Here is a 21,998-nt window from a genome sequence, read left to right as displayed (position 1 = left end):
AAAATCGTCATCCCATTGGTACCAATAGGATGAGTTGATAAGAGAATAAACGCTGTTAATGTCTTGTGTTTGTGAATCATTGCTTCGGCTTGTATTCAAATAAAAAATTGTTTTTTTTATTTCGTTTGATGCTAAACGTGATCGTTTTTCAGCTTTTTAGTTATTAGTTGGTTCGGAGCGAGTAGGGCAGGCGTAAATCGCCCTTTTTACGGTTAGTTTATGTTCTAATTCGAGCCTTTGTTTCAAAGGTTTCGAATTGGAATGCTCAAGTGAGAGGTTTGAACATCAGTTTCATATTAACGAATCTTGAGTAAAGTTGAACGATGATCTAATTAATGCTCATATAATTTACTGTATTTACTTATATTTAATCCATGTGCAACATTTGTCACAGAAATAAAATCCTAACTCCATACAATTCATGAACTTTCGAACGAATATTTATTTTGTTTCGTTCGCTCCTTTTGTGTTTTACCATCGCATACAAAATAATGAGGTTCCTATGTTTGGAATATTCAAACCTAAGGCGCACATTGATCGTCTGTCCCCTGGCAGCATCGATAGCACCTACTCTCGCCTCCGTTGGCAACTCTTTATCGGTATCTTTGTTGGCTACGCCGGTTACTATCTAGTTCGTAAAAACTTCAGTTTGGCGATGCCTTATCTTATCGAGCAAGGCTTTAGCCGCGGAGACTTAGGTGTCGCCTTGGCAGCTGTTTCCATTGCATATGGTCTCTCTAAGTTTCTAATGGGCAGCGTTTCAGACCGCTCCAACCCTCGCTATTTCCTTAGTGGCGGCCTATTGATGTCTGCATTAGTGATGTTTTGCTTTGGCTTTATGCCATGGGCGACTGGTAGCGTCACTGCGATGTTCATTTTGCTTTTCTTAAACGGTTGGTTCCAAGGGATGGGGTGGCCTGCTTGTGGCCGAACCATGGTGCACTGGTGGTCACGTAAAGAGCGTGGTGAGATCGTTTCGGTTTGGAACGTGGCGCACAACGTGGGTGGTGGCTTGATTGGTCCACTATTTATTCTTGGCCTGTGGGCATTTAACGATGATTGGCGCACTGCATTTTATGTTCCTGCATTTTTCGCCACGTTGGTTGCTGTGTTTGTTTGGATGACGGTTCGCGATACCCCTCAGTCTTGTGGTCTGCCTCCTATTGAAGAATACAAAGACGATTACCCAGATGACTATGACAAGTCCCATGAACAAGAAATGACAGCGAAGGAAATCTTCTTCAAATACGTCTTCAACAACAAACTTCTTTGGTCGATTGCAATTGCAAACGCATTTGTTTACCTAATTCGTTACGGCGTACTGGACTGGGCACCTGTTTACCTAAAAGAAGCGAAGGATTTCTCGGTAGATAAATCGTCATGGGCTTATTTCTTGTACGAATGGGCTGGCATTCCAGGAACACTATTGTGTGGTTGGATCTCTGACAAATTGTTCAAAGGTCGTCGTGCACCTGCTGGTATCTTATTTATGGTGCTAGTGACAGTTGCAGTGATGGTTTATTGGTTTAACCCTGCGGGCAACCCAACAGTAGATATGATGGCGCTTATTGCAATTGGCTTCCTAATCTATGGTCCGGTTATGCTGATCGGTTTGTACGCACTTGAACTCGCTCCGAAGAAAGCCGCAGGTACTGCCGCTGGTCTTACTGGTTTGTTTGGATACCTGGGTGGGGCAGTTGCCGCAAACGCGATTTTGGGCTACACCGTAGACCACTTTGGCTGGGATGGTGGCTTTATCATCTTAGTGGGTTCTTGTATTACTTCTATCGTGTGTTTGATGTACGCCTTCTTAGGTGAACGTGCGCACCACGAGCAAAAAGAGCGCGAGAAGGAAGCGCTAGCGTAATATTTATTTAAAGAGGCAGTGGAATACTGCCTCTTCGCTTTATCAAGGAAATAACAATGAAAACAAAGTCAGTATGTCTTACTTTTTTAGCACTTAGCCTCTCTGCTGGTGCGATTGCGAAGCCGCTTGTCATTGCGCACCGTGGCGCATCGGGCTACTTGCCTGAGCACACGCTAGAAGCCAAAGCACTTGCTTACGCAATGAAACCTGACTACATAGAGCAAGATGTGGTAATGACGAAAGACGACCAGTTGGTCGTGTTGCATGACCATTATCTCGATCGCGTAACGGATGTTGCGGAGCGTTTTCCTGATCGTGCACGTAAAGATGGTCGTTATTACGCGATTGATTTCACTCTGGCGGAAATCAAATCCTTGCGAGTTACCGAAGGGTTCAACATCGATGAGAAAGGCAACAAAGTAGCGGGCTATCCAACCCGATTCCCTATGTGGAAATCTGATTTCACCGTGCCGACGTTTGCTGAAGAGATTGAGCTGATCCAAGGCTTAAACAAAACGCTGGGTTATGACATCGGTATTTACCCAGAAATTAAAGCGCCTTGGTTCCATCGTCATGAAGGTAAGGACATTTCTAAAGCAGTACTTAAAGTCTTGAAGCAGTACGGTTACGGCTCTCAAGACGACAAAGTCTACCTTCAGTGTTTTGATGCGAATGAACTTCAACGCATCAACAGTGAACTTATGCCTGCAATGGACATGGACTTAAAGCTCGTTCAGCTTATGGCTTACACGGACTGGAACGAAACTATGGTGTACAAAGGCGACAAGGCAACACCATACAGTTATGACTGGATGTTCGAAGCCGACGGAATGAAGAAAGTAGCGAGTTACGCGGAAGGAATTGGACCTTGGAAGCCGATGCTGGTGGATGATAAGTCAACTAAAGACAATATCATCATCAAGCCGTTGATGAAGGCTGCAAAAGACGCTGGCTTGCAAGTGCATCCATACACGTTCCGCGCCGATCCAGGACGCATTCCCGCGTACACTGACAGCTTTGAAGGCATGATGGATGTGTACTATAACCAAGTAAAAGTGGATGGTTTGTTTACTGATTTCCCAGATAAAGCGGTCAGCTTTTTAAATCAGTAATCAGCACTCACTCACGCATTTTGCTTTAAGCTAAAAAATCCCCCAACAGTTTCCTGCTGGGGGATTTTTCGTAGGGCTAATTCACGAATGAATTAGTTGTTTTTATGCAGTTCGCTGTTCAGTTCAACCGCGCTCTTGTTAGCAAGACATTCGATTTGACCTGTTACAGAGTTACGACGGAACAGTAGGTCAGAAACACCAGCAAGATCGCGGGCTTTCACCACTTCGACTTCTTGACCAGCAGAATCTAGCATGCGCACTTTAGAACCAGCAGTTACGTACAGACCTGATTCGATAGTACAACGGTCACCCATTGGGAAACCAAGACCTGCGTTCGCGCCTAGTAGAGAGTTTTCACCGATAGAAACCACAACTTTACCGCCGCCAGATAGCGTACCCATGATAGATGCGCCGCCGCCGATGTCAGAGCCGTTACCAACCACTACGCCAGCAGAGATACGACCTTCAACCATGCTTACGCCTGTTGTACCCGCGTTGAAGTTGATGAAGCCTTCGTGCATTACTGTTGTGCCTTCGCCAACGTGTGCGCCAAGACGTACGCGAGAAGTATCAGCGATACGAACGCCAGTTGGTACCACGTAGTCCACCATTTTAGGGAACTTGTCTACGCAATCTACGCTTAGTGCACGACCCGCTAGGCGAGCTTCAATTTGACGCTCTGCTAGTTCAGGTAGATCGATTGGACCTTCGTTAGTCCATGCGATGTTGTGCAGTAGACCGAAGATGCCGTCTAGTACCGTGCCGTGTGGTTGAACTAGGCGGTTAGAGATAAGTTGAAGCTTTAGGAAGCCTTCAGCAACGCTTTGTGGTTGTTCGTCAGTTGCAAGGATAACCAGTACAAGTGGTTGTGCTGATTCTGCTGCTTTTGCTGCGAAAGATGCGTTTGCCGCATCGCCGTTTGCTTCAAATGCTGCTGCCAGTTCTGCGCTTTGTGCTGCAGAGATCTCGATAGCTTGGTTGCCTTGCTCGTAACCTGCTACTGCTGCTAGTGCGTTAACAAGCGCTTCGCTTGGGTTAAGAACTGGGTTTGGGAAAAACGCTTCGATGATTTTGCCGTCGCGGTTTTTAGTTGCCGTACCAAAGGCTAGAGAGAAGAAAGCCATAGTTGATCTCCATGTGTTGAGTCTTGTGTCTCGTCTGTTCACTGACAAGAAATAATTAAGTTGTCAGTCATCATAAAGAGAGTATTAGGGAGTTTAAAGAGGGGAAATAGATAAAGTCTGTAGATGGATACTTTTTGTCTTTTTAGAGATATGTTTGTCTGATGAGAAATGTGTCGCAAAAGCCTTCTCAGACCGGTTTGGGGTAAAGACACAGTGAAGTTGGAGAAGGGGGTATAGCAAAAATAAGGGGAGGACCGAAGTCACTCCCCCTACACTGGGTTTGTTGGATTTACTGGCTTTGGATAGTAAAGCGATAAATCGACTTAGAGGCTTAGCTCGCCGACCTCTACTGCAAGTGCAACCGTTGCCCCTACCATTGGATTATTGCCCATACCGATGAAGCCCATCATTGCTACGTGTGCAGGTACTGAAGAGCTACCCGCGAATTGCGCATCGGCGTGCATGCGACCCATGGTATCGGTCATACCGTAGGATGCAGGACCTGCCGCCACATTATCCGGGTGTAGAGTACGACCAGTACCACCACCTGATGCCACAGAGAAGTAAGGCATGCCTTCACGGTTACGTTCCGCTTTGTAGATACCTGCTACAGGGTGTTGGAAGCGAGTCGGGTTGGTTGAGTTACCTGTGATGCTCACATCCACTTGTTCTTTATGCATGATAGCCACGCCTTCACGCACATCGTCTGCACCGTAGCAAAGGATCTCACCACGTGGACCTTGGGAGAAACGGCGACGTTCTACTTCCACTAACTCACCAGTTTGGTAGTTGTATTGAGTACGTACGTAAGTGAAACCATTGATGCGTGAGATTAGGTAAGCGGCGTCTTTACCCAAACCGTTCAGGATCACTTTCAACGGATTTTTGCGTGATTTGTTGACGTTCAATGCGATTTTGATTGCGCCTTCTGCCGCTGCGAATGACTCATGACCGGTAAGGAAAGCGAAACAGCCACTTTCTTCATTCAGTAGACGAGCCGCCAATGCACCGTGACCGATACCCACTTGGCGTTGCTCTGCGACGCTGCCAGGTTTTGTGCAGGCTTGAAGGCCTTCACCGATGATGTTTGCAGCTTCTTCTGCTGTTTTTGCACCGCGGAAAATCGCCAAAGCAGTACCCAGTGTGTAGGCATCGGCAGCGCTTTCAAACGCGATAGGTTGAGTGTCCATCACCAGCGCTTTAGGGTCGATACCACGATCCATACAGTATTGGTAAGCCTCTTCCAGAGAAGAAAGTTGCATTTCGTCTAATGTGCGACGTACAGATTCAGTAATTGGAGTGTTCATAATCTCTTTCCTCTTGGTGGCAATTATTGTTGGCGTGGGTTGATGGTAGATACGGCTTCGTCAAAACGACCGTAAGTCCCCGTTGCTTTGTCTGCGGCTTCTGCTGCAGATACGCCTTCGTTGATGGCTTTCATCATCTTGCCTAGGTTGAGATATTGGTAACCAATCACTTCTTTGTTTTCGTCTAGTGCGAGTTTTGTTACGTAACCTTCAGCCAATTCCATGTAACGCACGCCTTTTGCTTTGGTTGAGTAGCTAGTACCCACTTGGCTGCGTTGAGTTTGACCGAGGTCTTCCAGTGCCGCACCAATTTCCAAGCCGCCTTCAGAGAAAGCAGATTGAGTACGACCGTAAACAAATTGAAGGAAGATTTCGCGCATCGCGACGTTGATAGCATCACATACCAAATCGGTATTCAGTGCTTCAAGAATGGTTTTGCCTGTTAGGATTTCTGCGGCCATCGCGGCTGATTGAGTCATGCCTGAACAGCCGATCGTTTCGATCAAAGCTTCTTCGATGATGCCGTTTTTGACGTTAAGGGTCAGTTTTGCTGCGCCTTGTTGAGGAGCACAAGCGCCAACTCCGTGGCTAAGACCAGAAATCGCGATAACGTCTTTTGGATTGATCATTGCGCCTTCAACAGGGATCGGTGCAGATGCATGAAGCTCGCCGCGTTGAATCGGGCACATTGATTGGATTTCGTGTGAATATTGCATAATGTTTTCCCAGTGTACGATATCCAGCCTATTTGTCAGTCCCAACGGCGTTGACTGCTCTTATTCGCTCCATCAAATAGAAAACTATGTTCAGGAGGTTCATGCGTTTGTCGCCTTGTTGAGTTAACAACTATTTTGGATATCTTTTTAATTTTTGAGAAAACAGGTGCGGGGTTGGAGAAGAGTTGAATTGCTCACTACAGAACTCTCGCTTTCACAACATAAGCGAAAGCACTTCCAACAGGGCTGACCTGTTTTCGTTTCTGTAGGAGTCATTAGCTTTAACAGCGGTTCGAATCTTTCGATTCCGGTGGCACCCCATCACCGGACCCATTTAGACTAGATCTAAGTCACACTAATCCGCAACATGAAATTTAGAGCAATTTGGGATATTAAATCGGTTCTTTATATTCTCAGAGATATATGGAGATAAACGGAAGGAATAAAAAAACGCCGCATAATGCGACGTTTTTTCTAAACAAATAAGAGGCTTATGCAGCGTCTTCTTGCTCGCTATCTTCTTCAACAGCTTCAAGCTTCTTTGCTTTTTTTGGTGCAGGTTTACGTTTTGCACCAAGAGCGTAAAGCACTTCTTCTTTGTTTTGCGCAAGGAACATTGCAAGATCTTCTTGCTTACCTTCGTCTTCTAGAAGTTCACTTTTACCCAGCAGTGAGAATAACTCGTCTGCCATATCCAGCATTTTGTCGTATGCGTCAGCTTCCGCTTTAGAGGTAAAAGTCATTTTCTCTTCTCCATTGCGTTCTACCACGTACTTGACGATTACAGCCATGGTTGGTCCCCTAATTTGGTGTATTGATACTGGCTTTTTATACAGTTTTTGACCAATCAAGTCTAGCGACAAGCCTCAGAATGAGAGACACGTACAACTAACTGACTAGCATTTAAACTATCTTGGTTTCACTTTGCGGATTTGTCCGCCAAAGGAAGGTTTGTTGGTCGCTCCCAATCTTGGCAAAATTCGATAAACGTTTTGAGCAATGGGCTTTGATATTTCTCTTTATGAACCAGTAACCAGAAGCGACGTTTCATATCTAAAGGCATGTCGAGCAGTTTTACGCGGCCGTCACGAATAGCAGGTTCTGCAGACAAACGTGACAAACAGCCCAAGCCTAACCCTGCCGATACTGAGTTGATCAACGCTTCGGTGGTATTGAGCTGAAAAGCTTCATGCCAATGTTCCAAGCGCGGCGCGACAACGCGCATAAAAAATTCGCGTGAACCAGAGCCTGCCTCTCGCAATATCCATTCACTGTTTTCTAGCTCGGTTAAGTTTACTGGCCCTTCGTGCGCGGCTGGGGAATTGGGCGCGCAAATCACGCACATTTCATCTTCGCTAAACTGGGTAGACTGCAATTCAGGGTGAAGTGTTTTGCCTTCAATGAGGGCTATGTCTAACTCGTAATCGGTCAGCATGTCGCAGATTTGTGCGGAGTTAGAAATGAACAGACTTTGAGAACGATGGTTCGTTTGCTGACGAAATTCGCTAAGCAAATAGGGCGCGACTTGGTTGCCAATGGTGTCGCTGGCACCAATGCGAAGTTGGCCCGATAGCGCTTGGTCACCATCGAAAATGCTCTCGATGTCCTTGGCTCGGTTGAGTAATTCATCCGCCAGTGGCAGTAGTTTTTGACCTTCTTGGTTCAAAATCAGTCGGTTATTAACACGATCAAATAAGTGATGGCCGATCTGCTTTTCTAATTCTGAGAGTGCCATGCTCACTGCGGCTTTCGATAAAAAGAGACTATCAGAAGCCGCTGTGAGCGTTTTGTGCTGCGTGATCGTCGTAAACACTTTCAGTTGTTTAAGAGAAATGTGACTTGCCATACCCCGCCGTTAAGTAATTCTGAACGTTTGTTTTAAATAATTAGATATATCGGAACGAAGTGCAAGCGTATTATACGTCTCATCAAGAGTGAGTCTGGTTGAGGTCATCATGATTCAAAGAACAAAAGCAAAAGTAATGGGAGCGCCAACTCCAATGGCGGGTTTGGCTCTTGGTATTGCAAGCTTGGGCTGGAGTTGGGAAAACTTCGCCGAATTACATGGCTACGGACAGTGGATTAGTGCGGGTATCGCGAGCATATTGTTGGCTATATTGGCAACCAAGTTTTTGCTACATAATCATCTATTGAGACAAGATCTTGCTCATCCGGTTGTGGGCAGCGTGGTTCCGACATTTGCGATGGGCACTATGGTGGTATCGAACTCTCTCGGCCATTTTTACCCATTAGCTGGCGATGCGCTTTGGCTGATTGCGGTGGTTTTGCACATCGTATTCTTGGTGAGCTTTGTTTACCATCGCGCCAAAGATTTTGAATTGCACCACATGGTTCCTAGTTGGTTTGTACCGCCTGTGGGTATCATCGTTGCGGATGTGTCTTTCTCTGGCAACCCTATGTTAGCACCAGTGGCACAAGGTGCATTGATGTTTGGTATGGTGGCGTACGCGATCATGTTGCCGATGATGATTTACCGTTTCATGTTTACCCATGAAATTCCGGATGCAGCAAAACCAACCATGGCAATTATGGCGGCGCCAGCAAGTCTATCATTGGCAGGGTACTTAACGGTCACTGCGACACCATCACCAGTGATCATCGCTATGCTATTTGGTATCGCGGTATTGATGACAGCCATCATATATCTCGCGTTCTTTAAATTGCTTAGACTGCCATTTAGCCCAGGCTATGCAGCGTTTACCTTCCCGATGGTGATCGGTGCGACGGCGCTGTTTAAAATGGCGAATTGGATGGAGTTGCAAGGATTGGCTGCGCACTATGTTCAACAAGTGCGAGGCTTAGCTGGTCTTGAGTTGATTGTGGCAACATTTGTTGTCTCTTATGTGGCTTTACAATACATCAACAACTTATTGATTCAGCCACGCTTGATGCACGCTCATCACGCTTAAATAGCAGATAGGAAAAAGCCTCTTGGTCTTACAACCAAGAGGCTTTTTTATTTCAATCGGCGTCGATGTTGGACACTAGCCTTTTTTGTAAAATCGCGACATCTCATCCAGAGAATGACGAATGATATCGACAGGAATTTTCTGTTCTTTCTCGACTTTTAACTGGCGATTCAGTTGCTGAGAGTGCCCGCCAGGGTTGACCACAAGCATCAGTTCTTTGCCGACCAATGCATAGTTGTAGTAGCTGCCTGCAATATACCAATCGCGAGAGGCAGAGCTATCAAACAAGTTATGACCAACGCTGTATGAACTCGTTGTGCCTTGAACGTCAAACAGCGTATTCATCATGGTTGGCACGACGTCAAAATGGGTCGTGCGGTAATCAACTTGCTCTGGCTGACGATTTGGCATGTACACGTAAAGAGGCACATGTACTTGAACGTCACTGTAGTTACCCGTGTGGCCCCAATAGTTCATCTTATGGTCGTTAAACTCTTCACCATGATCTGATGAAATCACCACAATGGTGTTGTCTAAGTCGACATTTTTCAGCACATCACCAATCAAGCTGTCGATGTAGTACAACGAGTTCTTGTATCGATTGTGGTAAAGCGAAGCGTCAAAATCGTTGTTGAGCAAAATGTGGTCAACGCGTTCCCAGTATGGTTTGAATTTCGCAAATTCAGGTTCAGGAAACACCGTGCCGTGGGCGGCATCGTAGAACAGAAAACCAAAGTACGGCTTGTCGCTGTCCTGCTTTTGGAACTCGATGAACTTGTCTGTTATCTGCTGATCGCGCTCGACAGTTGTTTCTCCAGTTTGTTTCAGGGTCAAGTCCGACACTTTTTTGAATACCGTGCGAGAAAGTGGCGGGCTGGTGAGCGGTGCTGAGCCAAAAATGCCCATGCGGTAGCCTTCTGCTTGCAGCGTATCCATAAACACAGGAGAGCGTTGACTTGCGTAAAAGCTTTCCCAGTAGGTCGCTGGCAAGCTGTAAAACAGGCTGAAAATACCCGCTTGAGTTGAGTTGCCGCCGCTCATATGTTGTGTGAAATTCACCGTTTTTTCGGCGAACTTGCTGACATTTGGCATGACTTCCGGCGTCGCATCACTGTAGCGCCACGCGTCAACCAAGATAAACAAAACATTGGGCTGTTTCTCTTTGCTTTGCACTTGAATCGGCGCAAGCGGGTAGTTGAGTGAGCTACGTTCAATGTTGGTTAACTCTACGCGGTTCTTCGATGCAATGTTCTCATCCACTAGGTCGTGTTTGTAAATAAATTTACGAGCCGTCAGCGGGTAGTAAAGTGGCCAGTTATTCGAAAACTGACTGACTTCATCGTCGTAAAGTGCGTTTTTGTACGCATGAATCATCTGCGTGCTAAGCAATACAGCAAACCAGACGCTGATCAAAACGAACTTAGCTCGGCTTTGTGCCAGTTGATTACTTACCCAAACGGTACAAGCGAGCCCGATCACCAGAACGGCAATTTCACTGATGAAGATTAGCCAACTCATCCACGAAATATCGAAGACATCATCACCACCTTCGAAAAACATACGGATTAATAGAGCGTTGATGTGAAGTTTGTATTGCTGAAAAACGAGAATATCGACTTTAAACATAATCAATAGACAGATCGCGATAGCGATCACGATGCCTTTGAATACTCGAGTCGGTAGAAAAGAGAGCAATAAACTCAACAACATAAATGGAAGAGCGATCAAGCCCAGCCAGCCATATTGAGTCGAAACCAAATAGTAACCTTGCAACAAGGTTAGCGGTTCATTCTGATTGTTAGACAACACAAAAGGATAACAAGCGATCGACAGGTACACTGCAAAGCAAGCAAAAAAAGCAATCAGCCAAGCGCTGTTGGAAGACAGTTTGCGAAACATACTTTTTGTTTGTTTATAAATTATGGGTAGAGGGAGTATAAAACAGTGTTTTTTATTATGGAATAGTTGCGACGAATGTCACATTTTGTATGGAAGTGTCAGACTTGATTGACATGTGAAAATTCAGAAGATTCATACTCTATTTGAGTGATATATAACCTTTTGTTTTTTCCGAACGCGAGATCACTGCGGGTTTAAATGGGGCTGTGCTAAGCTAGCTAACAGTTTCAATCGGCGCTCGGTATTCCCAATTTGTTTACTGTTTATCACTCCAACCAAGTTGACGTTCTTAAATCACTCCTTGTCGAACTGATTCGAATCAGTCCGCTGGAAAACCCGTTCGAAAAAGAACAAATTCTGGTTCAAAGTCCGGGCATGTCCCAGTGGCTAAAAATGGAATTGGCCAAAGAGTTTGGTGTTGCCGCGAACATTGATTTTCCGCTTCCTGCTACCTTCATTTGGGAAATGTTTACGCAGGTGTTGCCAGACGTGCCAAAACGCAGTGCGTTTAACAAAGAAGCGATGACTTGGAAGTTGATGCATCTGCTGCCGGGGCTTCTCAACCAAGACGTGTTTTCGCCGTTAGCGCAGTACCTCAAAGATGACAGTGATCACTCTAAGCTGTATCAACTGGCTGAGAAAATTGCCGATATTTTCGATGGTTACTTGGTGTATCGTCCGGAGTGGATCGCAAGTTGGGAAGCAGGGCAGAGTGTGCCAGAGCTGGAAGATGAGCATCCGTGGCAGCCGATCTTATGGCAAGCGTTGTATGATCACACTGTGTCATTAGGACAGTCTCCATATCACCGTGCCAACCTTTATGAGCACTTTATCGACACGTTAGAGAGTTTTAACGGCAATTTTGACCATTTACCCAAGCGTTTGTTTGTTTTTGGCATTTCTTCGTTGCCGCCTCGCTATATGGATGCGCTAAAAGCAATTGGTGAACACATCGACGTGCATCTGATGTTCACCAACCCGTGTCGTTATTACTGGGGTGAAGTTCGAGATCGCAAATATCTGGCTCGTTTGGCGGCGAAACATCGTCAGCACGTTGTGTGGCAGGACGATCACTCGGAAGTGCAAGGTGAAACTGAGCAACTGAAAGGATCACTGGAAGATAATGTGATCGATGAGCTGCACACCGATGTGGTCGGAAACAGTCTGTTGGCATCCATGGGTAAACTCGGGCGCGACAATATGTATTTGTTGTCTCAGCTGGAGTCTCATGAAATTGAAGCGTTTGTTGATGTTGAGCGCGACAGTCTACTCCATCAATTGCAAGCGGATATTCTCAATCTTGAAGAACATCAAGATGACCAACAGATTGAAAACAGTCATCACAAACAAGTGGTTCGCTTGGGTGATAAATCACTCAGCCTGCACGCTTGCCACAGCCCGATGCGTGAAGTGGAAGTGCTGCATGATCAACTATTGGCGATGTTCGATGCTGACCCAACGTTAAAACCGCGCGATATTATCGTGATGGTCGCGGACATCAACGCTTACAGCCCTGCGATTCAGGCGGTCTTTGGTAACGCACCGGGTGAGCGTTTTATTCCCTATTCGATTTCTGACCGAACCGCCGATCAAGAGAGCCCAATTCTGGCCGCATTTATGCAGTTGGTGAACTTACCCAATACGCGCTGTTTGGCATCAGAACTACTCGAACTTCTGGAAACTCCGGCGATATTAAAGCGTTTTGAACTCAGCGAAGATGATTTCTTACAAGCCAAACAATGGGTTGAAGAATCGGGAATTCGCTGGGGGTTGGATGCCAATACCGGACGCGAATTTGAACTGCCGGAAACCCGTCAAAACACATGGCAATTTGGTATTCAACGCATGTTGCTTGGCTACGCGATGCCAGAATCCGCAGGTTTGTTTGAAACCGAGCAAGGCAGTTTATCTCCGTACAACGAAGTGCAAGGCATGGGTGCAGAGCTTGCGGGCAAGTTGGCACACTTTATCCAACAAATTAGCACTTATCGCAGCAAACTTTCTCATGTTCAGACTATTGATGGTTGGCGAGAGACTTTAGTTTTACTGCTGGATGACTTCTTCTCAGTTGAGTTAGAGGGCGAAATGGCGCTCAAATCCATTCGCGATACGCTCAGCCAACTCAAAGAGCAATTAGCTGATGCCGCATTTGATGATGCGTTATCGCCGTCGATCATCAGCCAATATCTTCAAAACAAATTATCTGGCACACGAGTCAGTCAGCGCTTCCTGGCTGGTCAAGTGAACTTTTGTACCCTGATGCCGATGCGCTCTATTCCGTTTAGAACCGTATGTCTACTGGGGATGAATGACGGCGTGTACCCGCGTTCTATGCCGCCAGAAGGTTTTGACTTGATGACGGGAAGAACCAAGCCGGGCGACCGTTCGCGCCGAGATGATGACCGTTACCTATTCCTCGAAGCGATGTTGTCTGCACAGCAAACGCTCTACATCAGTTATGTTGGCCGTTCAATCCAAGACAACACCGAGCGAGTACCTTCGGTTCTGGTTTCTGAGCTGATGGAATACTGCCACCAAAACTATTGTTTAAGTGGTGATGAAGCGTTGCCCGTTGATGAGTCTGGCGACAACTTATTAAATGCGTTGGTGAATGCCCACGCTATGGTGCCGTTTAGCCCAAGTGCGTTCCAAGGCATGCACGCCAGCTACGCGAAAGAGTGGATTCCAGCGGCATTGACTCAAAGTAGTCAATCGCAAGGCTATGTTCGTCGTGATTTTAATCGGGCATTAGACGACTATATGTTAGGAGCGACGTTCCCACTTGAGCTCGACTTAGTCGAGTTGCAACGTTTCTGGCGCTTACCTGTGCAGTATTTTTTCAATCGTCGTTTAAAAGTAATCTTTGAACCGCCACTACCGGTGATGGAAGACGACGAACCCTTTGTTTTAGGTGGTTTGGAAAGCTATCAAATGCGTGATGAGCTGTTAGAAACCTTACTTGAAACGACATTGACGCAGCCAGAGAAAAAAGCAGAGGTGCTTAAACACTTTATGAGTCAACAGCGCGCGCAAGGCAAACTGCCGGTGGGGGCGTTTGGTGATATCGAGTTTGAAACCAACCGAGTTCAGGCGGAAGAGCTGGTGGACAAACTGGCGTTTTTATCTGGTGCGCCTCAAGACGATTTGGAAATCGACCTGACGTTTGACTCTTTGTTTGAGCGAAATGAAGGCGAAGAGAAAAACGTTCGCCTGATTGGTTGGCTGACTCAATGCTACCAATCCGGTTTGATTCGCTACCGAAGCGGTAAGATTCGAGCGCAAGATTACCTGGCTGCGTGGATCGATCACCTTGCCATGTCGGCGTCGGGTTATGCCAAGAAAACTCATCTGATTGGCTACGATCGTAAAGAAGGCGCGCTGCATTTGATCTACCCAGACATTGCCGATGCGCAGTATGCCAAACAGCTACTGACTGAATTAGTTCGCTTGTTCTTCGAAGGCATGACTAAGCCTTTGCCTTATTTCCCTAAAACGGCGTTGGCTTGTGTTGAAGCGGGCTTTAGCCGTGGTCAGTGGGTCGATGACGAAGAGAAATCTTTGAAGAAAATGGCTGACGCATTCAATGATGGTTTCATGAGCCCGGGCGAAGGCAATAATGCGTACATCTTTCGAATTTGGCCTGCTTGGAATGATGGGTTGGCCTCAGAAGTTCGTTTGCTGACAGCATTAGTTTTGCAAGGTGCGCGCTTAGCGGTTCAAGACGCTGATGACGTAAAAGCGTAATAAAGACAGTTGGATAAAGAGAAGGAAGAGTAGGGTGGCCGCCAGAAAATCATTATTTTTTGTAGGGCGTTCGCTGTACGGCCACAAGGTCAGAGGGACCATGATACTTTTGTTTAATTCATTTGAGTTGTGCCGCCAAAAAGGTTTGGCTTATCTCGTGGGGCGCATACTAACGGTACGTCTTATGGATAACCGTGAGAAAGATCTCACAAAGCTCTAAATTATCCAACTTGTTAAACATATTAATAGAATTTTTAACTATAGATCACATTTATTAGGTGATACGTCCTAGTAAATAATCCGGAGAGATTCAGCGTTATGGATCAAATGTCAGGTGCAGAGTGCCCTCTACATACGTTAGACCGCACAGAGCAGCCTCAACCAACGCCACTAGAACCGATGACGTTTCCTCTGCACGGTGCGAGGTTAATCGAGGCATCAGCAGGTACAGGTAAAACCTTCACTATTGCAGGTTTATATCTGCGTCTTTTGCTTGGTCACGGCAGCGCGGAAACTCGACATCGCGTACCGCTTACGGTCGACCAAATTCTGGTCGTAACCTTTACCGAAGCGGCAACTGCGGAATTACGCGATCGTATCAGGGCAAGAATCCATGATGCGCGAATCGCGTTTGCGCGTGGACAGAGTTCCGATCCGGTGATCCAACCTTTGCTTAATGAGTTTGACGATCACAAGCAAGCCGCAGAAATTTTATTGCAGGCAGAGCGTCAGATGGACGAGGCGGCGGTCTACACCATTCACGGTTTTTGCCAACGTATGCTAACGCAAAATGCGTTTGAATCTGGCAGCCGATTTAACAACGAGTTTGTGACCGATGAAAGTCACCTAAAAGCGCAAGTTGTAGCCGATTACTGGCGCCGCAATTTCTACCCGTTGCCATTTACCTTGGCTGGGGAAATTCGCCAGCTATGGAGCTCTCCATCTGCGTTGTTGTCTGACATCAGCAATTACTTAACTGGTGCGCCGTTAAGCCTTTCTGTTCCTGCAATGAAAGGCAGTTTGGCTGATCTTCATACTGAAAATTTGAAAAAAATTGATGAATTAAAAGCACAGTGGCGAGAAAGCCAAGATGACTTCTTAACGCTGATTTCAGATTCAGATATTAACAAACGTAGCTACACCAAAAAGTCTCTGCCGACGTGGTTGGAGGCGGTAAACGCTTGGGCTGCAACGGAAACTACAGGTTACGATTATCCAGACAAGCTGGAGAAATTCGCGCAAAACGTCTTGTTGGAAAAAACACCGAAAGGCAGTGCGCCGCAGCATGCGGTATTTGAAGCCATTGAAACATTTCTTGCCAATCCAATCAGCTTAAAAGCGCCACTGCTTGCTCATGCGATTGAGCATTGTCGTGCAATGCTGGCCAACGCGAAAAATCAAAAACAGTGGCTCTCTTTCGATGATTTGCTGACGCAACTTTCTGCTTCTATCGATACGGACGAAAGCGAGCTTTTAGCGGCGCGTATTCGTACTTTATATCCCGTCGCAATGATTGACGAGTTCCAAGATACCGACCCGCTTCAATACAGTATTTTCAGCCGTATTTATCTGAACAACCCGGAATGTGGTTTGTTTATGATCGGTGACCCCAAGCAGGCGATTTATGGCTTTCGTGGCGCAGACATTTTCACTTATATCAAAGCGCGTAACCAAGTAAGTGCCCACTATACGTTAGGAACCAACTGGCGTTCTAGCGCAGATATGGTGCAGGCGGTAAACCAAGTATTTGCTTTGCCAGACAGTCCATTTATCTATGATTCAGATATTCCGTTCTTACCCGTTAAGTACAGTCCCAATGCCGAAAAACGCATTTGGACTATGGGTGGCCAAAAGCAACCGGCGCTGACTTATTGGTTGCAAGAAGCGGATGATAAACCGCTACCAAAAGGCGAGTATTTGACTCGAATGGCAGAGGCGACCGCAAGCCAAATCCAAACTATTTTGACGCAGGCTCAACAGGGGCAAGCGTGTCTGGTGAATGGCGAAAAACAGAAAGCGGTTCAAGCGGGCGATATCGCAGTGTTGGTTCGAACAGGTAGCGAAGGTCGAATGATCAAACAAGCGCTAGCAGACCAAGGTATTGCCAGCGTGTACCTGTCTAACCGAGACAGTGTGTTTACCAGTTCAGTGGCGCAGGATTTACAGCGTTTGCTGCAAGCGGTGCTGACTCCAGAAAATGACCGTGCGCTGCGTGCAAGTCTTGCTTCTGAGCTGTTTGCCCTCGACGCAGCAAGTTTGGATGCACTTAATAACGATGAAGTGGTGTGGGAAAACGCCGTAAACGAATTCAAAGAATATCGCAAACTTTGGATTCAACGTGGTGTGCTACCGATGTTGCGCGCGGTGATCAGCAAACGCCATATTGCCGAGCGATTACTAGAAGAAGGCGCGAGTTCACAGGGTGAGAATGGTGAGCGAGTACTTACCGATTTAATGCACATCGGTGAACTGCTTCAACAAGCCAGTAATGAACTGGATAGCGACCACGGTCTGCTGCGTTGGCTCGCTCAGTCTATCAGTGATGCGGAAAACGGTTTGGGTGGCAGTGATGACCAAATCCAACGTTTAGAATCGGAACGTAACTTAGTGCAGATCGTAACTATTCACAAATCAAAAGGCTTGGAGTATGACCTTGTATTTCTGCCGTTTGTGTTCAGCTATCGAGAAGCCAGCGAAGCAAAATATTACGATGCAGCCAATGACCGTACGGTACTGGATATCACTGGCAACGATGCGTCCATGAAGCAAGCGGATAAAGAGCGTTTGGCGGAAGACTTACGCTTGATATACGTGGCACTAACGCGAGCTGTGTATGCGTGTTTTATTGGAGCCTCACCTTTGCGCAATGGTCGTTCGACCAAAGAGCCAACCGGCGTACACCGAAGTGCAATTGGCTATTTGATTCAAAATGGTCAAGAAGGTGGCATTAACGATTTGCACCAAAGGTTAACAAAGCAACAAGACGAGCTTGATTGTGTCGTTGTAGCCGATCCGCCGCAGCAACTCGAAGAGAAATACGTAGCGCCACAAGAAGAAATACACGATCTTAGCGCGAAAGAACTGCAAAACCCTATCGACAGAAACTGGCGCATCACCAGTTATTCTGGCTTGGTCAAGCAAGGCTCTCATCACGCCGAGCATGATGCCACGATTGAGATTACAGGTTTTGATATCGACTCATCTGAAGAGCAAGACGAAGCGGATTTGGTGGAGCCAGAGCGTTCTATTTTTACCTTCCCTCGTGGTGCGCGTCCGGGTACGTTCCTGCACAGCCTGTTTGAGGAAATTGAATTTACTCAGCCAGCCGCGACGGAAGAGAATACACAAATCATCCTTGGTTTGATGGAAAGCGAACAGCTCGATGAAGAGTGGTTACCCATTTTACAGCAATTGATTGATACCGTACTCGCAACGCCGTTGGATGGTAAGTCTTTGCTGCTGAATCAAAAAGCACCGTCGCAACGTTTGGTGGAGATGGAATTTTTGCTGCCGATTGAAGTGTTGTCTGCACCGGCGTTAAACCGAGTCATTCAACGTCACGATCCGTTGTCGGCGAAAGCGGGGGATTTAGGTTTCCAAACCGTGCAAGGCATGCTCAAAGGTTTTATCGACTTGGTGTTTGAACATCAAGGTAAATACTACGTGCTTGACTGGAAATCGAATCATCTTGGCGACGATGTGACGCACTACCATGGTGAGGCTCTGAAATCGGCGATGGCAGATCACCGCTACGATTTGCAGTACCAGATTTATGCGTTAGCCCTGCATCGTTTCCTACGCAGCCGATTGGCGAATTATCAATATGATCATCACTTCGGTGGCGTGTATTACTTGTTCTTGCGCGGTATGGATGGGCAGAGTGACCACGGCATTTTCGCCGCAAAACCAACTTTCGAGTTCTTACAAGAGATGGATCGTTTGATTGATGGTCAAGCACTTGAAGCGCGCTCAACTCAAGCCGGGCAGATGGAGCTACTTTAATGACGACAAATCACAATCTTCATTCTGGCCAAGATAGTCTATTGGTAGTGCTGGAACGCTTGGCGCACAAAGGCGCTATTCGTCAGCTCGACTACCAATTCGCCTGTTTTATTGATTCTCAAACGCATGATGAATCGTCGGACAGCCAAGCATTGGCGTTTATCGCGGGTGTTGTCAGTAGTGAGCTCGGCAAAGGACATATCTGTCTGCCTCTGTTCGATGCACAAGGGCAATCTACGGATTTAGCCAGTAAGCTAGGGCTGTTTGGTGAGTCGGCATTGGCGCTCAACACACAGTTGCAAGGCATAGACTGGATTCAAGTATTAAAAAATTCCACCGTGGTCGGCGCGCAAGGAGAAGCCTTACCGCTGATGTTCGATGGCGAGCGTCTGTATCTGCACCGCTATTGGCATTATGAAGTGACACTGGCGGAAAAGCTTAATCAGTTGGGTGCTGTAGTGAACTTGCAGCCGCAAGAGTTAGCGCGATTATCCGAGTTGCTCAACCATCTATTTGCGCGCCAATACCATTTTCTGTTTAACGCGTTAGGCAAAGCAGTAGAAGTGGGAAGCAGCAACCAAGTGTTGCGCCAGCAATTGGTGTGTGACCACCTTGACGTGGTCGCAAGCGAATCGCTGGATTGGCCCGCGATTGATGCCGTGCTTAGCAATGCGCGCAAGGTTCAAGATTTGCAAACACTGGATGAACTCGTGCCACTCTCAGCTTGTGTGAACTGGCAAAAAGTCGCGGCGGCGGTTGCGTTAACTCGTCGATTTGCTGTGATTTCTGGTGGCCCAGGTACGGGTAAAACGACGACAGTAACCAAATTGCTTGCTGCTTTGATTGAACAGGCGACGCACGAGAAAAATCTAACCATCAAGCTGGTGGCCCCGACGGGGAAAGCGGCGGCGCGATTAACCGAGTCCATTGGTAAAGCAGTGCAAGAACTGCCAGTTTCTCCGGAGCTAAAAGCTAAAATTCCGACTGAATCGAGTACCTTACATAGGTTGCTGGGCGCGATTCCTAATAGCGCAGAATTTCGTCACAACAAGCAAAACCCACTGCATTTGGATATTTTAGTTATCGACGAAGCGTCGATGGTTGATTTACCAATGATGTACAAAGTGGTCGATGCCTTACCGAAGCATGCGCGGCTGATTTTGTTAGGTGATAAAGACCAACTTGCCTCAGTTGAAGCAGGGGCTGTGTTGGGTGATATCTGTTCGTTCCATGCATTGGGTTATGGCAAAGAGCAGGCGTCAGCCATCGCAAAACTGACGGGTTTCGATACTTTAGCCCATACGGGGAACAGTGCCTCCAGCATTGCCGATAGCTTATGTATGCTGCAAAAGAGCTACCGATTTGACGCTCGCTCAGGCATTGGTCAGTTGGCAAAAGCGGTTAATTCCGGTTCTGCTGCGAGCGTAGATAATGTCTGGGCGCGTGACTTTTCCGATATCGAACATTTCGCCCTAAGTAGTCAGCATTACAACCAAATGATGCAGACGTTGGTGCAGGAATACGGTCGTTACCTCAAACGCATTGGACAACAAGAAATCGATCCTAAAACCGGAGAGCCAGAGTCGCTAACGCACAAAGCCAAAGCGGTGTTAGATACCTTCAACCAATGCCGACTGCTGTGCGCGATCCGTGAAGGTGACTTCGGTGTGGCTGGGCTAAACCAACGCATCGAGAAAGCGCTCGCGGCGCGCAAGTTCATTCAAGTTCAGGATGAAATTTGGTATCACGGCAGACCCGTCATGGTTACGCGTAATGATCACGGTTTAGGTTTGTATAACGGTGATATTGGTATTTGTATGCGAGATGACAGTGAAGAAGAACCGCGTTTGAAAGTCTTTTTCGAGTTACCTGACGGCAGTGTGAAATCGGTCTTGCCAAGCCGAGTACCTGAACATGAAACGGCTTACGCCATGACCATCCATAAATCGCAAGGCAGTGAATTTGATTACACCCTGATGATTTTGCCACCAGACTTTAGCCCGATATTAACCCGTGAGTTGATTTACACAGGCATTACCCGCGCGAAAAAGCGTTTAGCTCTTTACGCCGAACTCAATGTTCTGAAGCGAGGCATTAAGGTGAAAACTACTCGCGCGAGTGGATTAGTACATCGGCTTACTAACTAAAACAAGAAGACCGAGCTTATGGCTCGGTCTTCTTTTATGTACGTTGTGCAAAGGCATCGGTAAAAGACACGCTGCGTATTTTGTATTGCTGTTGATAAGTAAGGATAAAGTCTCGAATGGCGTCATTCACCGGAAAAACACAGTGAACATCTAGGCCTTCTAAAAACTGATTGTCAGCCATATCCCAGAAACTTTGAAGCGAATTACAAATGATTGTTCTCATAACAGTGCTCGTCTCGGCTTATTGAAAGTCAGATTAACAACTGTCCTTGGTGTGCAATACGGAGCTAACTAGTTTTTCAATTGCCCAGTATTTTAGGGTGAAGGCTACATTACATCACCTAGATCCATTCGTATTGGTTAAAAACCAATCACTAGCGAGCAGAGTATAGCCAACCAAATGTATATTTAAAAGATAAAATTGGAACAAAAATCAAGCAATGGTTTGCGCATTTCTAAGTTGGGTTTACATGATGACCCGCTAGTCCGGAGTAGGGTTTATGTGTGGCCTTACTCCTAAACAAACTCGTTCCTAAACAAGCTCGATGTGCAGGGTTGAGCGTTAATGAGCTGAATCCCGCACCTTGAGGTTTTGGTATAGCGGAACGTTAAGTTTCGCTCCCTGATTTAAGGTTAAGCTATAAATCTAACGCTAAGATTTTTGACTTACGCTGGAAGTTATATAACCCTTGTTTGGCTCCAGGCAAATAGTCGACACTGACTTCGTAAAAACCTTGCTCTCTAAACCAATGCAAACTATGTGTCGTGAGGACAAAAATCTGATCAATGGTTTCGGATTTAGAACGATGTTTCATGTAGTTGAGCAGTAACAAACCTCGGTTTCCATCACGATAGTCAGGGTGAATCGCTACGCAAGCCATCTCAGCTTTGCGCTCTTCTGGGTATGGATAAAGGGCAGCACAGCCAATAATCAAGCCGTCTTTTTCGATGATGGTAAATTTTCCAATCTCTTGCTCTAGCTGCTCTCGAGAGCGTCTAACGAGTACACCTTGTTCTTCTAAAGGACGAATGAGGTCTAAGATACCGCCAATATCGTCAATATTAGCTTGCCTCACTTGTTCAGCACTCGCCATAACAACTTGGGTTCCGATGCCATCGAAAGAGAACAACTCCTGAATTAAGGCGCCAT

Annotated in this window: 14 protein-coding genes and 1 riboswitch; of the genes, 6 read left to right on the top strand and 8 right to left on the bottom strand. The window is 46.6% G+C overall.

Annotation, left to right across the window (positions count from 1 at the left end; translation table 11 throughout):
* Positions 1-502 precede the first annotated feature (502 nt).
* Positions 503-1,867, top strand: a complete 1,365-nt coding sequence (glpT, locus tag IQP38_RS24430; RefSeq protein ID WP_005380199.1) for a glycerol-3-phosphate transporter — start codon at positions 503-505, stop codon at positions 1,865-1,867.
* A 56-nt stretch (positions 1,868-1,923) separates the two neighbouring features.
* Positions 1,924-2,979: a glycerophosphodiester phosphodiesterase gene (gene glpQ, locus IQP38_RS24425; RefSeq protein ID WP_005380201.1), complete on the top strand. Its 1,056-nt coding sequence runs from the start codon at positions 1,924-1,926 to the stop codon at positions 2,977-2,979.
* 92 nt (positions 2,980-3,071) lie between these two features.
* Here glpQ and dapD read toward each other — a convergent pair whose 3' ends face one another.
* From dapD to IQP38_RS24400, 5 genes are all read right to left on the bottom strand, one after another.
* A complete protein-coding gene (dapD, locus tag IQP38_RS24420; protein ID WP_005391708.1) occupies positions 3,072-4,103 on the bottom strand; it encodes a 2,3,4,5-tetrahydropyridine-2,6-dicarboxylate N-succinyltransferase in 1,032 nt (343 codons plus the stop codon).
* Between the two features lie 323 nt (positions 4,104-4,426).
* A complete protein-coding gene (locus tag IQP38_RS24415; RefSeq protein WP_193838113.1) occupies positions 4,427-5,410 on the bottom strand; it encodes a GGGtGRT protein in 984 nt (327 codons plus the stop codon).
* Positions 5,411-5,433: 23 nt separating this feature from the next.
* Positions 5,434-6,126 (bottom strand): iron-sulfur cluster assembly scaffold protein, encoded by a 693-nt coding sequence (locus tag IQP38_RS24410; RefSeq protein WP_193838112.1) that lies wholly within the window; start codon positions 6,124-6,126, stop codon positions 5,434-5,436.
* Positions 6,127-6,385: 259 nt separating this feature from the next.
* A riboswitch (Fluoride riboswitch) is annotated at positions 6,386-6,461 on the bottom strand.
* A gap of 156 nt (positions 6,462-6,617) precedes the next feature.
* Positions 6,618-6,917 (bottom strand): YebG family protein, encoded by a 300-nt coding sequence (locus tag IQP38_RS24405; RefSeq protein ID WP_005380208.1) that lies wholly within the window; start codon positions 6,915-6,917, stop codon positions 6,618-6,620.
* A gap of 128 nt (positions 6,918-7,045) precedes the next feature.
* On the bottom strand, positions 7,046-7,972 hold the full coding sequence (locus tag IQP38_RS24400; protein WP_017636009.1) for a LysR substrate-binding domain-containing protein: 927 nt from the start codon (positions 7,970-7,972) through the stop codon (positions 7,046-7,048).
* A 109-nt stretch (positions 7,973-8,081) separates the two neighbouring features.
* On the opposite strand from IQP38_RS24400, the gene IQP38_RS24395 reads away from it, so the two are divergent.
* Positions 8,082-9,056, top strand: a complete 975-nt coding sequence (locus IQP38_RS24395; protein ID WP_017636010.1) for a TDT family transporter — start codon at positions 8,082-8,084, stop codon at positions 9,054-9,056.
* A 75-nt stretch (positions 9,057-9,131) separates the two neighbouring features.
* On the opposite strand, the gene IQP38_RS24390 is transcribed toward IQP38_RS24395, so the two are convergent.
* Entirely contained in the window at positions 9,132-10,955 is a 1,824-nt protein-coding gene (locus tag IQP38_RS24390) for a DUF3413 domain-containing protein (protein ID WP_033905554.1), read from the bottom strand.
* A gap of 252 nt (positions 10,956-11,207) precedes the next feature.
* Here IQP38_RS24390 and recC point away from each other — a divergent pair, with 252 nt between their 5' ends.
* The 3 genes from recC (at position 11,208) to recD (ending at position 20,848) form a co-directional block, all read left to right on the top strand.
* On the top strand, positions 11,208-14,699 hold the full coding sequence (gene recC / locus IQP38_RS24385) for an exodeoxyribonuclease V subunit gamma (protein ID WP_193838111.1): 3,492 nt from the start codon (positions 11,208-11,210) through the stop codon (positions 14,697-14,699).
* Between the two features lie 327 nt (positions 14,700-15,026).
* Positions 15,027-18,701 carry an exodeoxyribonuclease V subunit beta gene (gene recB / locus IQP38_RS24380; protein ID WP_193838129.1) on the top strand — a complete coding sequence of 1,225 codons (3,675 nt, stop codon included), beginning with the start codon at positions 15,027-15,029 and terminating at the stop codon, positions 18,699-18,701.
* Positions 18,701-20,848 carry an exodeoxyribonuclease V subunit alpha gene (gene recD / locus IQP38_RS24375; RefSeq protein WP_193838110.1) on the top strand — a complete coding sequence of 716 codons (2,148 nt, stop codon included), beginning with the start codon at positions 18,701-18,703 and terminating at the stop codon, positions 20,846-20,848. The genes recB and recD overlap by 1 nt, the downstream gene beginning before the upstream one ends.
* Positions 20,849-20,882: 34 nt before the next feature.
* Here the strand turns inward: recD and IQP38_RS24370 are convergent, their stop codons facing one another.
* The gene (locus IQP38_RS24370; RefSeq protein WP_011106047.1) at positions 20,883-21,071 is read right to left on the bottom strand and encodes a hypothetical protein; all 189 of its coding nucleotides are present in this window, start codon (positions 21,069-21,071) and stop codon (positions 20,883-20,885) included.
* Positions 21,072-21,486: 415 nt separating this feature from the next.
* Positions 21,487-21,998 (bottom strand): amino-acid N-acetyltransferase (argA, locus tag IQP38_RS26820; RefSeq protein WP_228010185.1); only part of this gene is annotated, 512 nt, incomplete at its 5' end.

Origin of the sequence: Vibrio sp. OPT41 (genome assembly GCF_015163595.1) — a bacterium.
Classification (GTDB): Bacteria; Pseudomonadota; Gammaproteobacteria; order Enterobacterales; family Vibrionaceae; genus Vibrio; species Vibrio alginolyticus.
This window is presented reverse-complemented; position numbering and strand designations above follow the sequence as displayed.